The organism is Pseudomonas machongensis (genome assembly GCF_034961125.1).
Lineage (GTDB): Bacteria > Pseudomonadota > Gammaproteobacteria > Pseudomonadales > Pseudomonadaceae > Aquipseudomonas > Aquipseudomonas machongensis.
In genome coordinates this window covers 1-21,404 of the sequence record NZ_JAYFUI010000055.1, presented here as the reverse complement: position 1 = coordinate 21,404, position 21,404 = coordinate 1, and the positions used below count along the sequence as shown (strand labels likewise).

General features: G+C 63.5%; 22 protein-coding genes and 2 pseudogenes. 8 read left to right on the top strand and 16 right to left on the bottom strand.

Translation table 11 applies throughout. From position 1 onward, the window contains the following. Positions 1-111: 111 nt before the first annotated feature. The gene (locus tag VA602_RS04465) at positions 112-882 is read right to left on the bottom strand and encodes a TerC family protein (protein WP_054893332.1); all 771 of its coding nucleotides are present in this window, start codon (positions 880-882) and stop codon (positions 112-114) included. 73 nt (positions 883-955) lie between these two features. Continuing rightward, positions 956-2,263, bottom strand: a complete 1,308-nt coding sequence (locus VA602_RS04460; RefSeq protein WP_054893331.1) for a CitMHS family transporter — start codon at positions 2,261-2,263, stop codon at positions 956-958. Positions 2,264-2,531: 268 nt separating this feature from the next. On the opposite strand from VA602_RS04460, the gene VA602_RS04455 reads away from it, so the two are divergent. Next, positions 2,532-2,933: a GFA family protein gene (locus VA602_RS04455; RefSeq protein WP_063542030.1), complete on the top strand. Its 402-nt coding sequence runs from the start codon at positions 2,532-2,534 to the stop codon at positions 2,931-2,933. Positions 2,934-2,971: 38 nt separating this feature from the next. Here the strand turns inward: VA602_RS04455 and VA602_RS04450 are convergent, their stop codons facing one another. Next, positions 2,972-3,751 carry an exodeoxyribonuclease III gene (locus tag VA602_RS04450; protein ID WP_054893329.1) on the bottom strand — a complete coding sequence of 260 codons (780 nt, stop codon included), beginning with the start codon at positions 3,749-3,751 and terminating at the stop codon, positions 2,972-2,974. A gap of 80 nt (positions 3,752-3,831) precedes the next feature. Between VA602_RS04450 and pyrE the strand changes: the two genes are divergently transcribed. Continuing rightward, positions 3,832-4,473, top strand: a complete 642-nt coding sequence (gene pyrE / locus VA602_RS04445) for an orotate phosphoribosyltransferase (RefSeq protein ID WP_054893328.1) — start codon at positions 3,832-3,834, stop codon at positions 4,471-4,473. Between the two features lie 125 nt (positions 4,474-4,598). Here the strand turns inward: pyrE and VA602_RS04440 are convergent, their stop codons facing one another. The 7 genes and pseudogenes from VA602_RS04440 to coaBC form a co-directional block, all read right to left on the bottom strand. Beyond that, positions 4,599-5,237 (bottom strand): DUF799 domain-containing protein, encoded by a 639-nt coding sequence (locus VA602_RS04440; protein ID WP_232233654.1) that lies wholly within the window; start codon positions 5,235-5,237, stop codon positions 4,599-4,601. A gap of 17 nt (positions 5,238-5,254) precedes the next feature. Then, the gene (locus VA602_RS04435) at positions 5,255-5,623 is read right to left on the bottom strand and encodes a DUF4810 domain-containing protein (RefSeq protein WP_054893326.1); all 369 of its coding nucleotides are present in this window, start codon (positions 5,621-5,623) and stop codon (positions 5,255-5,257) included. A gap of 39 nt (positions 5,624-5,662) precedes the next feature. Next, positions 5,663-6,343, bottom strand: coding sequence for a CsgG/HfaB family protein (locus VA602_RS04430; protein WP_054926178.1), 681 nt, complete (start codon positions 6,341-6,343; stop codon positions 5,663-5,665). 287 nt (positions 6,344-6,630) lie between these two features. Then, complete coding sequence (gene argB, locus VA602_RS04425) at positions 6,631-7,536, bottom strand: acetylglutamate kinase (protein WP_063542032.1); 906 nt, start codon at positions 7,534-7,536, stop codon at positions 6,631-6,633. Between the two features lie 30 nt (positions 7,537-7,566). Further along, positions 7,567-8,940 (bottom strand): annotated as a pseudogene (locus VA602_RS04420) (phosphomannomutase/phosphoglucomutase); the annotation flags it as partial. 127 nt (positions 8,941-9,067) lie between these two features. Next, positions 9,068-9,523 (bottom strand): dUTP diphosphatase, encoded by a 456-nt coding sequence (gene dut / locus VA602_RS04415; RefSeq protein WP_063542034.1) that lies wholly within the window; start codon positions 9,521-9,523, stop codon positions 9,068-9,070. 5 nt (positions 9,524-9,528) lie between these two features. Then, positions 9,529-10,740: a bifunctional phosphopantothenoylcysteine decarboxylase/phosphopantothenate--cysteine ligase CoaBC gene (gene coaBC / locus VA602_RS04410; RefSeq protein WP_054894122.1), complete on the bottom strand. Its 1,212-nt coding sequence runs from the start codon at positions 10,738-10,740 to the stop codon at positions 9,529-9,531. A gap of 129 nt (positions 10,741-10,869) precedes the next feature. Between coaBC and radC the strand changes: the two genes are divergently transcribed. Then, the gene (radC, locus tag VA602_RS04405) at positions 10,870-11,550 is read left to right on the top strand and encodes a RadC family protein (protein WP_054894121.1); all 681 of its coding nucleotides are present in this window, start codon (positions 10,870-10,872) and stop codon (positions 11,548-11,550) included. Between the two features lie 65 nt (positions 11,551-11,615). On the opposite strand, the gene VA602_RS04400 is transcribed toward radC, so the two are convergent. Next, a complete protein-coding gene (locus VA602_RS04400) occupies positions 11,616-13,205 on the bottom strand; it encodes an ABC transporter substrate-binding protein (protein WP_153772892.1) in 1,590 nt (529 codons plus the stop codon). Between the two features lie 368 nt (positions 13,206-13,573). On the opposite strand from VA602_RS04400, the gene rpmB reads away from it, so the two are divergent. Further along, positions 13,574-13,810, top strand: coding sequence for a 50S ribosomal protein L28 (gene rpmB, locus VA602_RS04395; protein WP_054894119.1), 237 nt, complete (start codon positions 13,574-13,576; stop codon positions 13,808-13,810). A gap of 11 nt (positions 13,811-13,821) precedes the next feature. Beyond that, positions 13,822-13,977, top strand: coding sequence for a 50S ribosomal protein L33 (gene rpmG, locus VA602_RS04390; protein ID WP_003253507.1), 156 nt, complete (start codon positions 13,822-13,824; stop codon positions 13,975-13,977). A gap of 73 nt (positions 13,978-14,050) precedes the next feature. On the opposite strand, the gene VA602_RS04385 is transcribed toward rpmG, so the two are convergent. Continuing rightward, entirely contained in the window at positions 14,051-14,251 is a 201-nt protein-coding gene (locus VA602_RS04385; protein WP_054894118.1) for a hypothetical protein, read from the bottom strand. 87 nt (positions 14,252-14,338) lie between these two features. Next, positions 14,339-14,698: a cupin domain-containing protein gene (locus tag VA602_RS04380; RefSeq protein WP_054894117.1), complete on the bottom strand. Its 360-nt coding sequence runs from the start codon at positions 14,696-14,698 to the stop codon at positions 14,339-14,341. 197 nt (positions 14,699-14,895) lie between these two features. Here VA602_RS04380 and VA602_RS04375 point away from each other — a divergent pair, with 197 nt between their 5' ends. Next, complete coding sequence (locus VA602_RS04375; protein WP_054894116.1) at positions 14,896-16,389, top strand: aldehyde dehydrogenase; 1,494 nt, start codon at positions 14,896-14,898, stop codon at positions 16,387-16,389. A 127-nt stretch (positions 16,390-16,516) separates the two neighbouring features. Continuing rightward, positions 16,517-17,656 (top strand): MFS transporter, encoded by a 1,140-nt coding sequence (locus VA602_RS04370; protein ID WP_065864722.1) that lies wholly within the window; start codon positions 16,517-16,519, stop codon positions 17,654-17,656. A gap of 32 nt (positions 17,657-17,688) precedes the next feature. Here VA602_RS04370 and VA602_RS04365 read toward each other — a convergent pair whose 3' ends face one another. Together VA602_RS04365 and VA602_RS04360 are read right to left on the bottom strand one after the other, a co-directional pair. Beyond that, positions 17,689-19,248, bottom strand: coding sequence for a phospholipase D family protein (locus VA602_RS04365; protein ID WP_054894114.1), 1,560 nt, complete (start codon positions 19,246-19,248; stop codon positions 17,689-17,691). Between the two features lie 60 nt (positions 19,249-19,308). Continuing rightward, positions 19,309-20,739 carry an aminotransferase-like domain-containing protein gene (locus VA602_RS04360; protein ID WP_172964799.1) on the bottom strand — a complete coding sequence of 477 codons (1,431 nt, stop codon included), beginning with the start codon at positions 20,737-20,739 and terminating at the stop codon, positions 19,309-19,311. A 177-nt stretch (positions 20,740-20,916) separates the two neighbouring features. Here VA602_RS04360 and VA602_RS04355 point away from each other — a divergent pair, with 177 nt between their 5' ends. Then, positions 20,917-21,147: a DUF1127 domain-containing protein gene (locus VA602_RS04355; RefSeq protein ID WP_063542038.1), complete on the top strand. Its 231-nt coding sequence runs from the start codon at positions 20,917-20,919 to the stop codon at positions 21,145-21,147. On the opposite strand, the pseudogene VA602_RS04350 reads toward VA602_RS04355, so the two are convergent. Continuing rightward, positions 21,148-21,404, bottom strand: a pseudogene (locus VA602_RS04350) (FAD-dependent oxidoreductase); the annotation flags it as partial.

Sequence of the window (21,404 nt, the reverse complement as noted above, 5' to 3'; positions counted from 1 at the left end):
CATGGCGGGCATTTATTTGAAACATTTCTGTCACAAGCATGTTGGGTGTTTCAGGGTCAGTACAGACAAACGACAAAGGCCCCGGAGGGCCTTTTCAGTGACGTCCGGTTCTTACTGACCCGGAATGTCCTTGCGCAGTTTCACCGGATCATGCTCCTTGCCTTCCTTACGCGCCATTGCAGTACGCATGCGGATGTTGATCGCTTCCACCGCCAGCGAGAACGCCATGGCGAAGTACACATAGCCCTTCGGCACGTGCACGTCGAAGGACTCGGCGATCAGCACGGTACCGACCACGATCAGGAACGACAGCGCGAGCATCTTCAGCGACGGGTGCTTGTCGATGAAGTCGCTGATGGTACCGGCGCAAAGCATCATCACCAGCACGGCGACGATGATCGCGGCGATCATCACCGGCACGTGCGAGACCATGCCCACCGCGGTGATCACCGAGTCCAGCGAGAACACGATGTCGATGATGGCGATCTGGATGATGGTGTAGAAGAACTTGCCGCCAGCGCCTTTGGGTTCGTCGCTGCTTTCCTCCTCACCCTCGAGGCCGTGGTAGATCTCCTGGGAGCTTTTCCACAGCAGGAACAGGCCGCCGAAGAACAGGATCAGGTCGCGCCCCGAAATGCCCTCGCCAAAGACCACGAACAGGTCGTCGGTCAGGCGCATTACCCAGGTGATCGAGAGCAGCAGCATGATCCGGGTGACCATCGCCAGCGCCAGGCCGAAGATCCGCGTGCGCGGCTGCATGTGCTTGGGCATGCGGCTGACCAGGATCGAGATCATGATGATGTTGTCGATCCCGAGCACGATCTCGAGTGCGGTCAGGGTGAAAAAGGCAACCCAGATTTCCGGGCTGGTCAGCCATTCCATGTGTATTCCTTCGAACGATGAAGGCGACGCGCCCGGGAGAGCGGGCGCGTCGCGGTGGGGTGGTGCTCTTGTCTTACAGACTACTGATCAGTGGGAAAACTCCCATGAGCAAGGCGGCGAGCATTATGCACAGGCACACCAGAACTGCCCACTTGAGGGTGAAGCGCTGGTGATCGCCGAATTCGATCCCCGCCAGGGCTACCAGCAGGTAGGTGGAGGGTACCAGCGGGCTGAGCAGGTGTACCGGTTGTCCGACGATCGACGCACGGGCCATTTCCACCGGGGTGATGCCGTAGTGGCTGGCGGCTTCGGCCAGTACCGGCAGCACGCCGTAGTAGAAGGCGTCATTGGACATGAAGAAGGTGAACGGCATGCTGACGATCGCGGTGATGGCCGCCAGGTACGGGCCGAGCGCATCCGGGATCACCGCCAGCAGGCTCTTGGACATGGCCTCGACCATGCCGGTGCCGGACAGAATGCCGGTGAAGATGCCGGCGGCGAAGATCAGCCCGGTCACGGCCAGCACGCTACCGGCGTGGGCTGCGATGCGGTCCTTCTGCTGCTGCAGGCAGGGGTAGTTGACGATCATGGCGATACTGAAGGCGATCATGAACAGCACCGGCAGCGGCAGCACGCCGGAGATCAGCGCGACCATCAGGGCAGCGGTCAGGGCGCCGTTGAACCAGATCAGCTTGGGACGGCGCGCTTCGGGGAACTGCGAGACGCTGATTTCGCTGTGGTCGATGTCGTCGGTCGGCAGGTGCAGCTCACCCAGGCGGGCACGCTCGCGCTTGCCGTACATGTAGGCGATGGCGAGGATCGCCAGCACACCGAAGGCCATGGCCGGGATCATCGGCACGAAGATGTCCGACGGGTCTACATGCAGGGCGCTGGCGGCGCGAGCGGTCGGGCCACCCCAGGGGGTCATGTTCATCACGCCACCGGCGAGGATGATCAAACCGGCCATGATTCGCGGGCTCATGCCCAGGCGGCTGTACAGCGGCAGCATGGCGGCGCAGCAGATCATGTAGGTGGTGGCGCCGTCACCGTCGAGCGAGACCACCAAAGCCAGCACGGCAGTACCGACCGAGACTTTCAGCGGGTCGCCCTTGACCAGCTTGAGGATCTTGCGCACGGCCGGGTCGAACAGGCCGGAGTCGATCATCAGGGCGAAGTAGAGGATGGCGAACATCAGCATCACGCCGGTGGGCGCGAGCTTGCTGATGCCTTCGAGCATCATGGGGCCGATCTTGGCGGAGAAGCCGCCGAACAGGGCGAAAATGATCGGTACCAGGATCAGGGCGATCAAGGCCGACAGGCGCTTGGTCATGATCAGGTACATGAAGGTGATGACCATGGCAAAGCCAAGGAAGGTCAGCATGGCGGTACTCCAGGCGTGGCGCGGCGAAAGGACGGACGATTCGGGCGGATCAGCGCGTCAGGCGCTGTGCATGGAATAGCGGGAGGGGTACTGCAGGAAGGCGGGCACAGGAAAACATCGGTATCACCATTGTTGTTGTTGATTGGGCCGGGTTCGTACGTAATGCCGACACCCTGGCTGGCCGGTCTGTCGCCGGTGGTGGCGCTATCCTAGGGGGGTAAGCTTTCAGCCAGCTTTCGCCTCGATGAAGGCGACAGGAGGTCGTTTCATGAATGACGTACAGGAAGGCGGGTGCCATTGCGGTGCCTTGCGCTACCGGCTGGAGGGCGATCTGACGGATGTCGCCCACTGCCACTGCTCGATCTGTCGACGGGTCAGCGGCGGGCTGGTGGTGACCTGGCTTACCCTGCCGCGCAAGGGTTTCCAGTGGATGGCGGGCGAGCCGAAGCGCTATGTGGCGCCGGCCAGTTGTACCCGGTTCTTCTGCGGCGACTGCGGCGCGCATGTGGCGCTGGAGACGACGCATAGCCCGCTGAGCATCGATGTGACGGTGGCGACGCTGGACCGGCCAGAACAGGTGAGGGCCAGTCGGCATATCTGGACGGGCAGCCGGCTACCCTGGCTGCACCTGGATGAGGAGCTGCCTGGCGAGGTGGAAGAGAGTCCGTAACGAAATGCGGGGGCCTGATCAAAGGCCCCCGCAGGTCTTCAGATGGTCAGCGTCCAGTCGTAGTCGACGATCAGCGGCGCGTGCTGCGAGAAGCGTGGCTGGCGCGGCAGGCGAGCACTGCGCACGAAGCGGCGCAGACCCTGGGTGAGGATCTGATAGTCGAAGCGATAGCCCAGGTTGAGCATCTCGGCCTGTTCGTTGTCCGGCCACCAGCTGTACTGGTCGCCTTCGCGGCTGACTTCGCGCAGGGCGTCGACATAGCCCATCTCGCCGATGATCGCGTCCATCCAGGCGCGCTCGGGCGGCAGGAAGCCCGGCGATTGCTGGCTGTCGCGCCAGTTCTTGATGTCGAGCTTCTGCTGCGCCACGTAGAACGAGCCGCAATAGATGTATTCGCGACGCTTGCGACGCTGCTTGTCCAGGTACTTGGCGAAGTCGTCCATCAACTTGAATTTCTGGTTCAAGTCTTCGTCGCCGTTCATTCCCGAAGGCAGCAGCAGGCTGGCGATGCTTACCTTGTCGAAATCTGCTTGCAGGTAGCGCCCGTAACGGTCGGCCGTCTCGAAACCCAGGCCGGTGATGACTGCCTTGGGCTGCATCCGCGAGTAGAGCGCCACGCCACCTTGGGCAGGCACCTCCGCTTCGCAGGCATAAAGGAAATAGCCATCGAGCTGGAAAGCTGGGTCGTCGAGTTCAAAGGCCGAGGCGCGGGTATCCTGAAGGCAGATCACGTCGGCATTCTGGGCTTGCAGCCAGCTGAGCAGTCCACGCTCGGCCGCAGCCTGAATGCCATTCACGTTCACACTGATGATCCGCATAAATGGCCCCAAAAATCTCGTGCGTGTATGATACCCGAGCTCAACTCATTTAGCTAAATCCGTGGTGTCCGGGACTTTTCATGCAGCCGTATCAGCGCGACTTCATTCGTTTTGCCATCGATCGCGGCGTTCTGCGCTTCGGTGAATTCACCCTGAAATCGGGGCGTACCAGCCCGTACTTCTTCAACGCCGGGCTGTTCAACAGCGGATCGGCCCTGGCCCAGCTGGGGCGCTGCTATGCAGCCGCGATCGTCGACAGCAAGATCCCCTTCGACGTGCTGTTCGGCCCCGCGTACAAGGGCATCCCGCTGGCAGCGGCCACGGCGGTGTCCCTGGCCGAGCAGCATCAGCTCGACGTGCCATGGTGCTTCAACCGCAAGGAGGCCAAGGACCACGGCGAGGGCGGCAGCCTGGTCGGCGCCCCGTTGGCCGGTGACGTGCTGATCATCGACGACGTGATCACTGCCGGTACCGCCATCCGTGAGGTCATGCAGATCATCAAGGGCCAGCAGGCCAAGGCCGCAGGCGTGCTGATCGCACTGAACCGCGAAGAGCGCGGCAATGGCGAGCTCTCGGCGATCCAGGAAGTGGAGCGTGATTTCGGCATTCCGGTGGTCAGTATCGTTTCGCTGACCCAGGTACTGGAGTTCCTGGCCGACGACCCTCAGCTCAAGCAGCACCTGCCGGCGGTCGAGGCCTATCGGGCGCAGTACGGGATCTGATCTCGGATCGGTAATGAAAAAGGCGACCCATGTGGGTCGCCTTTTTCATTGGATCGGCGGTGGGTTTTTCGCGGGCAAGTCGCCGCTCCCAGTGGGAGCGGGCTTGCCCGCGAAGCAGTCGCCCCTTAGTCCGTGCCGTACTTCGGCGAACGCGGCCCATACAGGATCCCGCCGTTCGGGTTCGGCGACAGCAGGCGGGCACTGGTGATACCGGCGATCGGATAACCGGCGTCTTCCTGCACGCTGCTGATGACCTGGTTCACTGCCGCAGTGATCAGCATGCCGATCAGGCCGCCCTGGTTCTGCCGGCCTTCTTCGCTGGAGGCGGATGCAGTACCGGTCCACAGCGTGGTGCCGGACTTCAGGTCGACCAGCTTGGCACTGGCTGTCACGATGGTTGCGCTGCTCAGCACCATGTAGCGAGTGCCGTAGTCGCTGACGGTCACATACAGCGCCGCATCGGCGCCGAAGATCTCGTGCAGCTTGGCCATCGGCAGCTCATGGATGTCAGCCGGGGTGGTCATGCCGTTCTGGCGGAAGGTCTCTGCGACCAGCGCCACCGGCATCACGTAGTAACCGGCTTCGGCCAGGGGGTAGGTGACCTGCGCGAGCATGCTGTAGCTGGCCTTGACGTCCGGTGAGTTGTTCAGCGGCGGCACGATCAGGATCGACTTCGGACGGCTCTGCTTGAAGGCCGCGTAGTCGGTGGTCTTGCGCTCGGCACAGCCGGCGAACAGGGCCAGCACGCAGGCGCCGACGATCAGTTGGGTAAGGCGCTTGATCACTGCTTCGCTCCTTGCGTGGCGTTCTTCATCAGGAAGTCCATGTACGCCGCCGACTCAGGGAACAGCGCCTTCTCGGTGCGGAACTGCTGGATCATCTGGTCGTCCTTGCCCAGGCTCGAGTAGAGCAGGCCCAGTTGCGCGTGATACCCAGGAGGGACGGCGCCGTTCTTGGCCTTGATCTTCTCCAGGTCGCGCTCCAGGGCGATGACCTGTTCTTCCTTCGATTGGTCGTTGAAGTATTCGCGCACTTGCGGCTGGTAGCTTTCCCACTGGTACAGCGGCTTCTGCGAGTTGCAACCGACCAGCAGGGCGCTGGCCAGCAGGAGCCCGGCGCCAGTGCGCCAGGCCGAGCGGGTGATGCTCATCTACGTGCTTCCTTGTCGTTGTCGTCTTGCTGCAGGGTCTTACTGTGCTTGCGGCTTCCACTGGCCGCTTTCGACAGCGCCGACCAGCTTGTTCACCGCTTCGCGCATGGCCAGGTCGAGAACCTTGCCGTTGAGGGTCGAGTCGTAGCTGGCGGTACCGCCGAAGCCGATGACTTCACGGTTGGACAGGGCGTATTCGCCGGCGCCCTGGCTCGAATAGACCACTTCGGAGGTGCTGATGTTGACGATGTTCAGCGCGACCTTGGCGTAGGCAATCTGGGTCTTGCCGCGACCGAGGATGCCGAACAGCTGGTGGTCACCGACTTCCTTGCGGCCGAATTCGGTAACGTCGCCCGTCACCACGAAATCGGCGCCCTTCAGGCGCTGGACCTGGCCTTTGATTGCGGCTTCCTGCTGGATCTCACCCATGTTGTCGCGGTCCAGCACGTTGAAACGGCCGGTCTGCTGCAGGTGGGTGATCAGGATGGTCTTGGCCTGGCCGCCGAGGCGGTCGACGCCGTCGGAGAAGATGCCGCGCATGTAGCTCGAACGGTTGTCGAACTTGCCTACGGCGATCGGTGCACGCACGCCGCTGTACGGGCGGCTGACGCTCTCGACCTGTTGTACGGCCACGGCGGTGGAAGTTTCGGTAGCGCAGCCGGCGATGGACCCGAGCGCGACGGCAGCTGCCAGCACGAGTCCTTGTGATGCGTATTTCACGCGAGTTCTCCAGGTAAATAGCAACTATTTGCAACGGGCGTGCATTCTGCCACGTTGTGTCGGCAGCTTAGAGAGAAAGTTGAGGGCGGGACAGAGAAAAATAATGGCATTGCGCCATGTTTCATTGTTCTGGTTCGGCCAAGCCTGCGCGATCCTTGGAGGAGCAAGCTTGTCGGGGCGCAGAACCGCAGCGAACACCGGTATGGCCGGTGCCATTACCGCGGTGTACTTTTCGCGGGCAAGCCCGCTCCTACGGGTTATGCAGGAGCGGGCCGTCGCTCAAAGCATCAGTGGCGCTTGCGATTGGTGATCAGGGTGCCCACGCCGCTGTCGGTGAAGATTTCCAGCAGCACCGCGTTCGGTACGCGGCCATCGATGATGTGCGAGCTGTTCACGCCGCCCTGCACGGCTTCCAGTGCGCACTTGATCTTCGGCAGCATGCCACCGTAGATGGTGCCGTCGGCGATCAGCTCGTTGACCTGCTCGGTGGTCAGTCCGGTGAGAACCTGGCCCTGCTTGTCCATCAGGCCGGCAATGTTGGTCAGCAGCATCAGCTTCTCGGCTTTCAGGGCTTCGGCGACCTTGCCGGCGACCAGGTCAGCGTTGATGTTGTACGACTCGCCGTTGGCACCCACGCCGATCGGCGCGATCACCGGGATGAAGTCGCCCTTGACCAGCATGTTCAGCAGCTCGGTGTTCACGCCCACGACTTCGCCGACATGGCCGATGTCGATGATTTCCGGGGTGGTCATCTCGGGGGTCTGGCGGCTGACGGTGAGCTTCTTGGCGCGGATCAGTTCCGCATCCTTGCCGGTCAGGCCGATGGCGCTGCCGCCGTGGCGGTTGATCAGGTTGACGATATCCTTGTTGACCTGGCCGCCCAGGACCATCTCCACCACGTCCATGGTCGCCGAATCGGTGACGCGCATGCCGTCGATGAAGTGGCTCTCGATCGACAGGCGCTTGAGCAGGTCGCCGATCTGCGGGCCGCCGCCGTGCACGACCACCGGGTTGATGCCCACCGCCTTCATCAGCACGATGTCACGGGCAAAGCCGGTCTTGAGCTCTTCGCTCTCCATCGCGTTGCCGCCGTACTTGATCACCAGGGTCTTGCCGACAAAGCGGCGGATGTAGGGCAGTGCTTCGGACAAAACCTCGGCTACATGGGAAGCGGCATCGCGATCGAGGGTCATGCAGGGCTCCAGTGAGGAACAGATAGTCGGTCAGAACGGCAGTTGCAGGCCGGGATCGACCCGCAGCAACTGCGTGCGGAATACAGCCTTGATACGGTCGAGTTCTGCCTCGCTGTCGGCCTCGAAGCGCAGTACCAGCACCGGTGTGGTGTTGGAGGCGCGGACCAGGCCCCAGCCGTGTGGGTAGTCGACCCGTACACCGTCGATGGTGGTCAGGTTGGCTTCGCCCCAGTCGGCGTCGCGTTGCAGTGCATCAATGATGCTGAATTTACTCTCGTCGGTCACATCGATGTTGATTTCCGGTGTGGAAATATCGTTCGGGAACGCGGCGAACAGGCTTTCGGCATCCTGGTCGGCCTTGCTGAGGATTTCCAGCAGGCGCGCGGCACTGTAGATGCCGTCGTCGAAACCGTACCAGCGTTCCTTGATGAAGATGTGTCCGCTCATCTCGCCGGCCAGCAGCGAGCCGGTCAGTTTCATCTTCTTCTTGATCAACGAATGACCGGTCTTCCACATCAGGGCGCGGCCGCCGTGCTGTTCGATCAGTGGAGTCAGGCGACGGGTGCATTTGACGTCGAAGATGATCTCGGCGCCGGGGTTGCGCGACAGCACGTCCTGGGCGAAGAGCATCAGCAGGCGGTCGGGGTAGACGATGCTGCCGGTGTTGGTGACCACGCCCACGCGGTCACCGTCGCCGTCGAAGGCCAGGCCGATGTCGGCGCCGGTTTCCCTGACCTTGGCGATCAGGTCTTCGAGGTTCTCCGGCTTGCCCGGATCCGGGTGGTGGTTGGGGAAGTTGCCGTCGACTTCGCAGAACAGCGGGATCACTTCGCAGCCGAGGGCCTCGATCAGTTGCGGGGCGATCACCCCGGCGGCGCCGTTGCCGCAGTCGACCACGACCTTGAGCTTTTTCGACAGCTTCACGTCGCCGGTGATCTGCTGATAGTAGCGCTCGAGAATCTCGACCTTCTCCACGTGGCCTTCGCCGCGCGGTACGTCGTTGGTCTTGAGGCGGGTCAGCAGGGCCTGGATCTGCTCGTTGGCGAGGGTGTCGCCAGCGATGACGATCTTGAAGCCGTTGTAGTCCGATGGGTTGTGGCTGCCGGTGAGCATCACCCCCGAAGTACCGGCCAGCACATTGGCGGCGTAGTACAGCGCGGGGGTGGGCACCAGGCCGACGTCGCTGACCTGGCAACCGGCATCGGCCAGGCCCTTGATCAACTGCTCGACCAGCATCGGGCCAGAGAGGCGGCCGTCGCGGCCTACGGAAATTTTCGGCTCGCCCTGGGCCAGGGTCTGGGCGCCGATGGCGCGGCCGATCCAGTAGGCGGTTTCGGCGTGCAGCGTCTTGCCGACGATGCCGCGAATGTCATAGGCGCGGAAGATGCTGTCTGGCAATGCGGGTACCAGCTGGGCCATGTCGTTCATCTCTGGGGACTCCAAGGGTCAGAGGCTTCTGGGTAAGCGCAAACTGAACGCTTGGACGGTAGATAGCCCCGAGAGTTCGCCGTCCATGGCCCCGACGGTCGGCTCAGCGGGTCCCGGAATGACCGAAGCCGCCGCTGCCACGCTGGGTTTCGTCGAAGGCTTCGACGATGTCGAAATGCGCCTGCACCACCGGTACCAGGATCAGCTGGGCGATGCGCTCGCCGATGCTGATGGTGAACGGCGTGTTGCCGCGGTTCCAGCACGAGACCATGAGCTCGCCCTGGTAGTCCGAGTCGATCAGGCCGACCAGGTTGCCCAGCACTACGCCGTGCTTATGACCAAGGCCCGAGCGCGGCAGGATCATCGCTGCCAGGCCTGGATCGCCGATGTAGATCGACAGGCCGGTGGGGATCAGCAGGGTCTGGCCCGGCTCGAGGACGGTGTCTTCCTTGAGCAGGGCGCGCAGGTCCAGGCCGGCGGAGCCGGGGGTGGCGTATTGCGGCAGGGGGAATTCGGTACCCAGGCGTGGGTCGAGGATCTTGGCTTGAAGAGCGTGCATGGAACTTATTGAACCTGATTGAGCCGTTCGGCGATGAAGGCGACCAGTTGCCGGGCGATCTTGCCCTTGCTGGTCTGCGCGAAGAGGGTCTGGTGCTGCTGGCGGTCGATTACGGTCAGGGCGTTTTCCTCGCTGTTGAAGCCGATGCTGGGGTTGGCCACATCATTGGCGACGATCAGGTCGAGGTTCTTGTCCTTGAGCTTGCGCGTTGCGTAATCGAGCAGGTGCTCGGTCTCGGCTGCGAAACCGACGCTGAACGGGCGGTCGGCACGGCCAGCGAGGGTGGCAAGGATATCCGGATTGCGCACCATCTGCAGCAGCATGCCGTCGCCGGTCGTAGGGTCTTTCTTGAGCTTTTGCGGGGCGACCACCTCGGGACGGTAGTCCGCGACTGCTGCCGAGGCGATGAACAAGTCGCACGGCATGGCTGCTTCACAGGCCGCGAGCATGTCCCGCGCGCTCACCACGTCGATGCGGTTGACCCGGTCGGGGGTCTGCAGGTGCACGGGGCCGGTGACGAGGGTCACCCGGGCCCCGGCTTCGGCGGCCGCTTCGGCCAGGGCAAAGCCCATCTTCCCGGAACTATGATTGGTGATGTAGCGCACCGGATCGATGTTTTCCTGGGTCGGGCCGGCGGTGATCAGCACGTGCTTGCCGGTCAGGGCCTGGCGCTTGAAGCTCTCGGCGGCGCACCAGGCAAGATCGGTGGCTTCGAGCATGCGGCCCAGGCCGACGTCGCCACAGGCCTGGCTGCCGGAGGCCGGGCCGAATACCTGGATGCCACGGCGCTTGAGCAGCTCGAGGTTGTCCTGGGTGGCCGGGTCGCGCCACATGGCCTGGTTCATGGCCGGGGCGACGGCGACGGTGGCGTCGGTGGCCAGCACCAGCGTGGTCAGCAGGTCATCGGCCATGCCCTGGGCCATGCGCGCCATCAGGTCGGCAGTGGCCGGGGCGATCAGCACCAGGTCGGCCCACTTGGCCAGTTCGATATGACCCATTGCAGCCTCGGCGGCAGGGTCGAGCAGGTCCATGTGCACCGGGTGGCCGGAGAGCGCCTGCAGGGTCAGCGGAGTGATGAACTCGGCGCCCCCGCGGGTCATGACGACACGCACCTGCGCGCCGTGTTCCAGGAGTCGGCGAATCAGCTCGGCGCTCTTGTAGGCGGCAATGCCGCCACCCACGCCGAGAACGATGCGCTTGCGATACAGCCGCTGCATAGGCTTGCCTTTTTCCAGTGAAAGCGGGCGGCGACGTTTGAAATTGCCTGCGGCAGAACGTCGCATTTAACGAGGCGAAATAGATTAACACAGGGCTTGAAGGCGCCGCAGTACAACGCAAGGAGGGGTATGAACATCAGGGAATGGCCGCTGGACGAGCGGCCGAGGGAGAAGTTGCTGGCGCGTGGGGCGCAGGTGCTGTCGGATGGGGAGTTGTTGGCAGTGCTGTTGGGCTCGGGCGTTGCCGGGCGCAACGTGGTCGACCTGGCGCGCAGCCTGCTCAAGCGCTTTGGCGGGTTGCGGGCGTTTCTCGAGGCCGACCGCGCCGCGCTGCTGCGCGAGCCGGGCATCGGGCCGGTGAAGTACGCGCAATTGCAGGCACTGCTGGAGATCGGACGACGCTACCTGGACGAAACCATCGAACGCGCGCCGGCGTTGGAAAGCCCTGCTGCGGTGCGGCGCTACCTGAAGTCGATGCTGCGCCATGAGCGGTGCGAGGTGTTCGGCTGCCTGTTCCTGGACACCCGGCACCGGCCCGTGGCGTTCGAGATCCTGTTTCGCGGCACGATAGACCGGGCAAGCATCTATCCGCGTGAGGTGGTGCGCCGGTCGCTGCTGCATAACGCGGCGGCGTTGATCATCTGTCACAACCACCCGTCGGGCAACAGCGCGCCGAGCCAGGACGATGTTCACCTGACGCGCACGTTGAAGCAGGCGCTGGCGCTGATCGATGTGCGTGTGCTCGATCACGTGATCGTCGGCGATGGCGAGCCGTTGTCGATGGTGGAACAGGGTTGGATCGGGGCGTAATGGAGGCAGTGCCGGCCTTTTCGCGGGTAAATCGCAGCGGCGAAAAGGCCGACACCGAATGCCAGTCAGCGCTCCACCGACACCTTGCTGAAGTCCACCCGCCCGAATGGGCTCACCTGATAGCCCTCGACGCCCTTGCTCAGCAGGGTCGAGGCGGTCGGGTGCGCCAACGGCAGCCACAGCGCCTGTTGTTGGATCAGCGTCTGCGCCTGCTGGTACAGACGGCTGCGCACGCTCTGGTCGTTGGTGGTGCGTCCGGCGTTGATCAACTGGTCGAGACGGCTGTCGCAGAAACGCGCGAAGTTGGTCCCGGACTTGACCGCCGCGCACGAGAATTGCGGGCTGAGGAAGTTGTCCGGGTCGCCGTTATCGCCCGCCCAGCCCATGAACAGCAGGTCATGTTCACCGGCCTTGGCGCGGCGGATCAGCTCGCCCCATTCGATCACACGGATCTCGGCCTTGATGCCGATTTTCGCCAGGTCGGCCTGGAGCATTTGTGCGCCGAGGCTAGGGTTGGGGTTGAGCAGGCTGCCCGACGGCCGGGTCCAGATCGTGGTGCTGAAGCCGTCGGCCAGGCCGGCCTTGGTCAGCAACGCCTTGGCCTTCTTCAGGTCCAGCGCGTAGCCGGGCAGGTCCTTGGCGTAACTCCAGGTATTGGGCGGGTAGGGGCCGTTGGCGGCGATGGCGGTGTCATCGAACACGGCCTTGAGGTAGGCCGGTTTGTCGAAGGCGAGGTTGATCGCCTGGCGCACTTCGGGTTTGTCCAGCGGCGGGTGCTCGCTGTTGATGGCCACGAAGGCGGTCATGAAGGCCGGGGTGGAGGCTACCTTCAGCTTGTCGTTCTTCGCGGCTTCGGCGATGTCCAGCGGCTTGGGCGACAGGGCTACCTGGCATTCGTTGCGCTTGAGCTTCTGCAGGCGCACGTTCGGGTCGGTGGTGATGGCGAACACCAGCGGGTCGACCGCAGGCTTGCCGCCGAAGTAGTCGGGGTTGGCGCGATAACGCACCAGGGCGTCCTTCTGGAAGCGCTGGAAGACGAACGGGCCGGTGCCGATGGGCTGGCTATTGAGCTTCTCGGGCGTGCCGGCCTTGAGCAGCTTGTCGGCATACTCGGCCGAGTAGATCGAGGCGAAGCCCATGCTCAGGGTGGCCAGGAAGGTCGCGTCCGGATGGGTGAGGGTAAAGCGCACGCTCTGTGGATCGGGCGCGTCGATCGACTTGATCAGGTTGCCCAGCTGCAGCGACTGGGCATGCGGATAACCGCCGGGTGCGGTCTTGTGCCAGGCATGGGCGGGGTAGAGCATGCGCTGGAAGCTGAACAACACGTCGTCGGCGTCCAGTTCGCGGGTCGGCTTGAAGTAGTCGGTGCTGTGGAATTTCACGCCGCCGCGCAACGTGAAGTCATAGACCAGGCCGTCTTTGGAGACCGTCCAGCTTTGTGCAAGGCTCGGCACCACCTTGCCCTGGGCCGCGTCGAACTCGACCAGGCGGTTCATCAGCACGTCGGCCGAGGCGTTGGTAGTGGTCAGCGAGTTGTACTGAACCACGTCGAAACCTTCCGGGCTGGCCTCGGTGCACACCGACAGCGGAGCTGCCTGGGCAATGCCTGCGGCGAGCAGGGAAGTGAATAGAACGGAAAGGGCGGCGACGCGCATGGTGGATCCTCGGCTGGTCAGGGGCCCATCTGCCAGTGCAGTCTGGAGGCGGAAACGTCCTACCCTAGTGCGCCAGTCGGGAAATGACCACCTGATTTTTATGCTGCGCGGCGACGAGCGGTCGACAGTGCGCGGGCCTTGTCGCTATGCTGGCCGGGCGCGATCGGCCCGATCGGAATGTGCATCTTCTGTTGTTGTGGCCGACCCTTTCTGGTATAAAGCAGCGCTCTTTTCTAGGGGCTCGGTCTGTCGCTCATCTGAGCCGGTTCGATAAGACCCCCGGAAACACGGCGCCTTGGCGCCATAGACTGAGAGATTAAGCGGCCAACCCATGCCGGGTTGGGCATGTGGTTTTAGAGGGCTGAGGCATGTCGAGAGTCTGTCAAGTTACCGGTAAGGGTCCGGTAACCGGGAACAACATTTCCCACGCAAACAACAAAACCCGTCGTCGTTTCCTGCCAAACCTGCAGCACCACCGTTTCTGGGTTGAATCCGAGAATCGTTTCGTGCGTCTGCGCGTTTCCGCCAAAGGCATGCGTATCATCGACAAGCGCGGCATCGATGCCGTTCTGGTCGACATCCGTAAAGCTGGCGCCAAGGTTTAAGGGAGAACATCATGCGTGAATTGATCCGTCTGGTTTCGAGTGCCGGTACCGGCCACTTCTACACCACCGACAAGAACAAGCGCACCACTCCGGACAAGATCGAGATCAAGAAATACGATCCGGTCGTCCGCAAGCACGTGGTGTACAAGGAAGCCAAGATCAAGTAATTGATCCGGCAACCAAAAAAACCCGCCTTCGCAAGAAGGCGGGTTTTTTTATGCCTGACTCAAATGGCCGGGATCAGGAAATGATCAAGCCATTGATGAAACCCTGCACGTCGACGCCGATCATCACGCGGTCGGTCCTGATCTCGCGAGTGGTGATGTCCTGCGGGCCTGCGGCCGCGGCCAGGCCGGTCAGTTCCAGGATGTAGGGCTTCACGCTTTCAACGTAGCGAGTACCGATCACGTGGCGTGCTGGGCAGAGGATGTCGATGGTCATGCGGGATGCTCCTTGGGTGATGTCCGAAGTGGACATCACCCATTTTGGGTGCGTGCATCCAGGCCAGGCTTTACATATGTGTCGCCATCACTTCTGCTCGAACATCACATAGATCTTGCGGCACGCCTCCAGCACTTCCCAGGTACCCTTGAAGCCGGCCGGAATGACGAAACGGTCGCCTGCCCGCAGGGTTTTGGCGCCGCCGTCCTGGTCGCGCAGCACCGATACGCCCTGGACGATCTCGCAATACTCGTGCTCGGTGTAATTCACCGTCCACTGGCCGACCTCACCCTCCCAGACGCCCGCGGCAAACTGCCCGCAGGGGCTCGAATAGTGGTTGTAAACCGCCTGATCCGGCTCGCCCTTGAGGATTTTCTCGGCCGCCGGGCGATAGCGCTCGGCTTCGGTAAGGACCTGGGCGAAGTCGATGATGCTGTCGATGCTCATGCTGGATACCCTGTTGTTGTTTAATAAAATGCACATCAGTAGGCTTTTAAGCCATTCGTGTCAAATATATTGATAGTTTAACCGGCCTGGTTTAGGGTGTCGGATGCCCGTGTGCGCTTGTCGCCCGGCCAGAATTTCTGACAGTGCCCGTGAGTCCTCAATACGGGGCTGCACCTTAACAAGAGGAGGAGTTTCGTATGACCACCCTGACTCGTGCGGATTGGGAACAGCGTGCCCAGCAACTGAAGATCGAAGGCCGCGCCTTCATCAACGGCGAATACACCGACGCCGCCTCCGGCGAAACCTTCGAGTGCCTGAGCCCAGTCGACGGACGTTTCCTGGCCAAGGTTGCCAGTTGTGACCTGGCCGACGCCAACCGCGCCGTGGAAAACGCTCGCGCCACCTTCGACTCTGGCGTCTGGTCGCAACTGGCTCCTGCCAAGCGCAAGGCCAAGCTGATCCGCTTCGCCGACCTGCTGCGCAAGCATGTCGAGGAACTGGCGCTGCTGGAAACCCTGGATATGGGCAAGCCGATCGGCGACTCCTCCACCATCGATATCCCGGGTGCTGCCCAGGCCATCCACTGGACTGCCGAAGCCATCGACAAGGTCTACGACGAGGTCGCACCGACCCCGCACGACCAACTGGGCCTGGTGACCCGTGAGCCGGTAGGCGTCGTGGGTGCCATCGTCCCATGGAACTTCCCGCTGTTGATGGCCTGCTGGAAACTCGGCCCGGCGCTGGCCACCGGCAACTCGGTGGTGCTCAAGCCTTCCGAGAAGTCCCCGCTGACCGCCATCCGCATCGCCCAACTGGCCATCGAGGCCGGCATCCCGGCAGGCGTGCTGAACGTGCTGCCTGGCTATGGCCACACCGTCGGCAAGGCCCTGGCCCTGCACATGGATGTCGATACCCTGGTGTTCACCGGTTCTACCAAGATCGCCAAGCAACTGATGGTGTACGCGGGCGAATCGAACATGAAGCGCATCTGGCTGGAAGCCGGTGGCAAGAGCCCGAACATCGTCTTCGCCGACGCCCCTGACCTGCAGGCCGCCGCCGAAGCCGCTGCCAGCGCCATCGCCTTCAACCAGGGCGAGGTCTGCACCGCTGGCTCGCGTCTGCTGGTCGAGCGCTCGATCAAGGACAAGTTCCTGCCGCTGGTGGTCGAGGCCCTCAAGGCCTGGAAGCCCGGCAACCCATTGGATCCGGCCACCACGGTCGGTGCGCTGGTCGATACCCAGCAGATGAACACCGTGCTGTCGTACATCGACGCCGGTCATCAGGACGGCGCCAAGCTGCTGGCCGGTGGCAAACGCATTCTCGAAGAGACCGGCGGCACCTACGTCGAGCCGACCATCTTCGACGGTGTGACCAACGCCATGAAGATCGCCCAGGAAGAAATCTTCGGCCCGGTGCTGTCGGTGATCGCCTTCGACACCGCCGAAGAGGCCATCGCCATCGCCAACGATACCCCGTATGGCCTGGCAGCTGGCATCTGGACCGCCGATATCTCCAAGGCGCACAAGACTGCCCGCGCCGTGCGTGCCGGCAGCGTGTGGGTCAACCAGTACGACGGCGGCGACATGACCGCACCGTTCGGCGGCTTCAAGCAGTCGGGCAACGGCCGTGACAAGTCGCTGCATGCACTGGAGAAGTACACCGAGCTGAAGGCGACCTGGATCAAGTTGTGATCCGGTAGTCTTCTTCGCGGGCAAGCCCGCTCCCACAGGCCCGGCGCTGTCCTTGCAAGCGGCGGCGTACCTGTGGGAGCGGGCTTGCCCGCGAATGGGCCTGAACAAATTTACCTGGGAGTCTGCAATGCGTTGGGGAACCTACTTTGCCGTGCTGGCGTCGGTGCTCAGTGTCGGGCTTGCGCTCGGCGTGAGCATGCCGCTGGTATCCCTGCGCCTGGAAGGCTGGGGCTACGGCGGGTTCGCCATTGGTGTGATGGCGGCGATGCCGGCAATCGGCGTACTGCTCGGCGCGAGCCTGGCCAGCCGCCTGGCGGGTTGGGTCGGCGTGCCATCGGCGATGCGCCTGTGCCTGTGGGGCGGTGCGTTGTCGATCGTGTTGGTGGCAGTGTTGCCCAGCTATCCGCTGTGGCTGGCGCTACGCCTGCTGATCGGCATGTCACTGACGGTGGTGTTCATCCTCGGCGAAAGTTGGATCAACCAGTTGGTGGTCGAGCAGTGGCGCGGACGGCTGGTGGCGCTGTATGGCAGCAGCTATGCCCTGAGCCAGCTGGCCGGGCCGCTGGTGCTGGGCTTTCTCGGCTCGGAAGATGATTTCGGTTTCTGGGCCGCCAGCGGCCTGCTGTTGCTCGCACCCTTGCTCTTGCTTGGCCGCGGTGGTGCGCCGTCGACCGAGGCGTGCAGCGTGACCTTCAGCGACTTGTTCGCCTTCTGCCGACGCTTGCCGGTCATTGCCTGGGCCATTGCGTTGTTCGCGGCATTCGAGGCGATGATCCTGACGCTTCTGCCGGTGTATGTGTTGCAGCAGGGCTTCACCGCCGAAGTGGCGTTGTTCATGGTCAGCACCGTCGTGGTCGGCGATGCCGTGCTGCAGTTGCCGATCGGCGCCCTTGCCGATCGCATGTCCCGGCAAGCCTTGTTCAGTGGCTGTGCGGTGAGTCTGCTGGGTTCGAGCCTGGCGATTCCGCTGCTGTTGCACACCCCGGCGGTGTGGCCGCTGTGGGTACTGTTCGGTGCGAGCGCGGGGGGCTTGTTCACCCTGTCGCTGATCCTGATCGGCGAGCGTTATCGCGATGACGCATTGGTGCGTGCCAACGCCCATGTGGCGCAATTGTGGGGTATCGGTTGTTTGCTCGGGCCTTTGCTGGCCGGGGCAGGGAGCCAGTGGGTCAGTGGGCATGCCTTGCTGTTCCTGATGGCTGCAGGGGCTGCGGGGCTGGTGCTGCTGACCCGGCGTCCCGGTGCGTTCGAGCCCGCCTCCGCATGAAATAGCCGGGCCGCACTCGCGCGGCCCGGCTGCTAGAGCATCTTCTCCAATCCCACCGCCTTGGCCACCCAGGCATTGAACCGGCGCCATATCCCGCCCGGCTCAGCGGTCAGGGTATGCACTTGGCCATTGTCCTCGGTCACCCAGACCATCTTCCCGTCCACCAGCTTCGGTTGATAGCTCAAGGCCGGCGCCATGCCCTGTTCGGCCAGCGCGCGGGTGTACTCGGCCAACTCGGGGCTGTCGACCATCACCCCGACCTCGGTGTTCCACAGCACCGAGCGGGGATCGAAGTTGAAGGAGCCAATGAAGGTCTTGCGCCGGTCGAAGACCATTGCCTTGCTGTGCAGGCTCGAGTCGGACTGGCCCTTGAAGCTGAGGACGCCGCGCGCGGCGCTCGGGTCGCCGGGCTGGCGACGCAGCTCGAACAGCTCCACGCCATGTTCGAGCAGGGCACGGCGATAGGGCGCATAGCCGCCGTGCACGGCCGGCACATCGGTGGCTTCGAGCGAGTTGGTCAGCAGCTTGACCGAGGTGCCGGCGTCGGCGCGGCTGGTGAGGTACAGCAGGCCTGGCTCGCCCGGCACGAAGTAGGCCGAGACCAGGATCAGCTCGCGGTGTACGTTCTTCAGGTCCGGCGCCAGTTGCTGGGTCATCAGCAACTGTGGGTCGGGCTCGCCGCGGGCCAGCACCTTGCTCGGCGCATCCCACAGCGCCTGGCTGTGTGCCCAGATCAGCTCGTTACGCCAGATGTCCAGGCGTGGCGCGGTCTGATAGGCCATAAGTCGGTCGTACAGCGCCTTGCGCTGCACCCTGGCCTGCGCCAGCCAGGTTTCCAGGCGCTGGCGACTAGCGCGCAGGTCGCTGGCGTCCGGCGTGCTCCACAGGAAGTCGCCGATCGGCCGACTCAGGGCGCTGTTCCAGTACTGGTCGAAGCTGTGCCCGAGTTGCTCGGCCACAGGCCCTACACCCAGCAGGTCGATGTCGGTGAAGTTCAGGTTGGGCTCGGCGTCGAAGTACTCGTCACCCAGGTTGCGGCCGCCGACGATGGCCATACTGTTGTCGACCAGGAACAGCTTGTTGTGCATGCGCCGGTGCTGCAGCGACAGGTTGAACAGCCGCCCCATGGCACGCGTCAGGCCGGTGCTGCGGCCCAGGTGCAGCGGGTTGAACACGCGGATCTGGATATGAGGGTGGGCGGCGAGGGTGCCGATCAGGCTGTCCAGGCCATCGCTGGTGGTGTCGTCGAGCAGGATGCGCACCCGCACGCCGCGGTCGGCGGCGCGCAGCAGCTCGTGCACCAGGGCGCGGGTGCTCAGGCCATCGTGGACGATGTAGTACTGCAGGTCGATGCTGGTCTGGGCGTTGCGGATGAGCTCGGCGCGGGCGCGGAAGGCTTCGTTGCTGTTCGGTAGCAGGCGAAAGCCGGAGCGCCCCTCATAGGGCGCGGCCTGACGCTGGACTGAGCGGCCGAACGCCGAGTCGTTGGCCGGCAGCGCCTGGCTCACGTCGCGAGGTGCATCGACGCTGGCGCAGCCGCTCAGGCCGAGCAGCAGCGCCAGCAGGAGGGGCAGAGCCCGCTGGAGTCTCAAAGGCGAATCGTCCTGTACGACAGGTCACTGGAAGGTTGGACCGTGCAAAGCGCTGCAAAGTTACCCGGCGTCACTGTCCTGCGCCAGTAGGCGATAGGCAGTTTCACCTACCTTGCGTACCGCCGCCTCGATTTCCGGGGTGGCGCGGGTGGCGAAATTCATGCGCAGACAGTGCCGGTACTTGCCCGACGCCGAAAAAATGCTGCCGACGGCGATCTGTACGCCCTGTTCCAGTAGCGCACGGTTGAGCCGCAGGGTGTCGAAGCTCTCGGGCAGTTCCACCCACAGCATGAAGCCACCCTGGGGCCGGCTGGCGCGGGTGCCGGGCGGGAAGTAGCGGGTCACCCAGTCGCTCATCTGGTCGCGGGCGCGCTGGTACTGCGCCCGGACTCGGCGCAGGTGCGGCTGATAGTGGCCTTCGGCGATGAAGTCGGCGATCGCCAACTGGGGCTGGCAGGCCGTGCTGCCGGTACTGATGTATTTCATGTGCAGCACCCGCTCCAGATAGCGCCCGGGCGCCACCCAGCCGACCCGCAGGCCTGGGGCCAGGGTCTTGGAGAACGAGCTGCAGAGCAGTACGCGACCATCCTCGTCGAACGATTTGATGGTGCGTGGGCGTGGGTAGGTGTAGGCCAGGTCGCCGTACACATCGTCTTCGAGAATCGCCACGTCGTAGCGCTGGGCCAGGGTCAGCAGGGCCTTCTTGCGCGCCTCGGGCATGATGTAGCCCAGCGGGTTGTTGCAACTGGGGGTGATCTGGATGAGCTTGATCGGCCATTGCTCCAGCGCCAGTTCCAGCGCCTCCAGGCTGATGCCGGTGGTCGGGTCCGTGGGGATCTCCAGCGCCTTCATGCCCAGGCCCTTGAGCGTCTGCATGGCGCCGTGGAAGCTGGGCGAATCCACCGCGACGATGTCGCCCGGCTCGCACACTGCGCGGATGCTGGTCGACAGCGCTTCGTGACAACCAGTGGTCACCACTAGGTCGCCTGGCCCGAGGTTGCAACCTGAGTCGAGCGTCAGGCGGGCGATCTGTTCACGCAGGGCTTCGTTGCCGTGGATGTTGTCGTAGTACAGCCCTGGCATGTCCAGGCGCCGGCTGAGCTGGGCAAGGCTGCGCAGCAGGGGCTTGAGCGTCGGGCTCTCGATGTCGGGCATGCCGCGGCCGAGCTGGATCACGTCGGGGTGAGGGCTGGCACGTACCAATTCGAGCACTTGTTCCCACTGGGAAATATCCACAGGGCGTTGGGCGGGGCGGCTGATGGCGGGCAGGGCCGGCAGGCTGCGATTTTCCGTGACGAAGTAGCCGGACTTGGGGCGCGGAGCCACCAGGCCGTTGTCCTCCAGCTGGCGATAGGCCTGCTGTACGGTGCTCAGGCTGACGCCGTGTTCCAGGCTCAATGAGCGCACCGACGGCAGCCGTTCGCCGGGACGATACAGGCCTTGTTCGATCCGGGCACCGAGCAATTCGGCGAGGTTCATGTAGAGGGTCACGGCATACTCCTGAACACGCGGGGCAAGGTGAGCGATACAGATTGGCCAAAAATACTGCATTCAGCGGCCGCTGTGCCAATTCTGTATGGAAATAATAACCCTGTGTTGAATCTGTATCGTGCATGTCTGCCGAGCGCATGCTTTCTCCAGCTTTCGAGGCAATCAGGAGACATGGCGATGAACGGCTTGAGCGATGTACGGCTGCAACTGTTGGCGGAAGAACTGCGCGCAGGGCAGTGGCCCAAGGTTTCCAGTGCTCCTGTGGGCTTGGGTCGCCTGGGGCTGATGGTGCATCGCTGGCGCTCGCGCAGGGTGCTGCGCGAGTTGAGCGATCACCAGTTGCTGGATATCGGCATCAGCCGCCAGCAGGCTCGGGAGGAAGGGTGCAAGCCATTCTGGCGAGCGTGATCAGAGCAGCTCCTTGAGCCGGTACCAGAGCATCCCCAGCGCCAGCAGCGGCGAGCGCAGGTGCTTGCCGCCAGGGAAGGTCGCGTGCGCTACCTTGGCGAACAGGTCGAAGCGCCCCGTCTGCTGGCCGCTGATGGCCTCGCCCAGCAGGCGTCCGGCCAGGTGCGTGGCGTTCAGGCCGTGGCCGGAGTAGGCCTGGGCGTAATAGACGTTGGCATGGCTGGCCAGGCGCCCGACCTGCGGCAGGCGATTGGCAC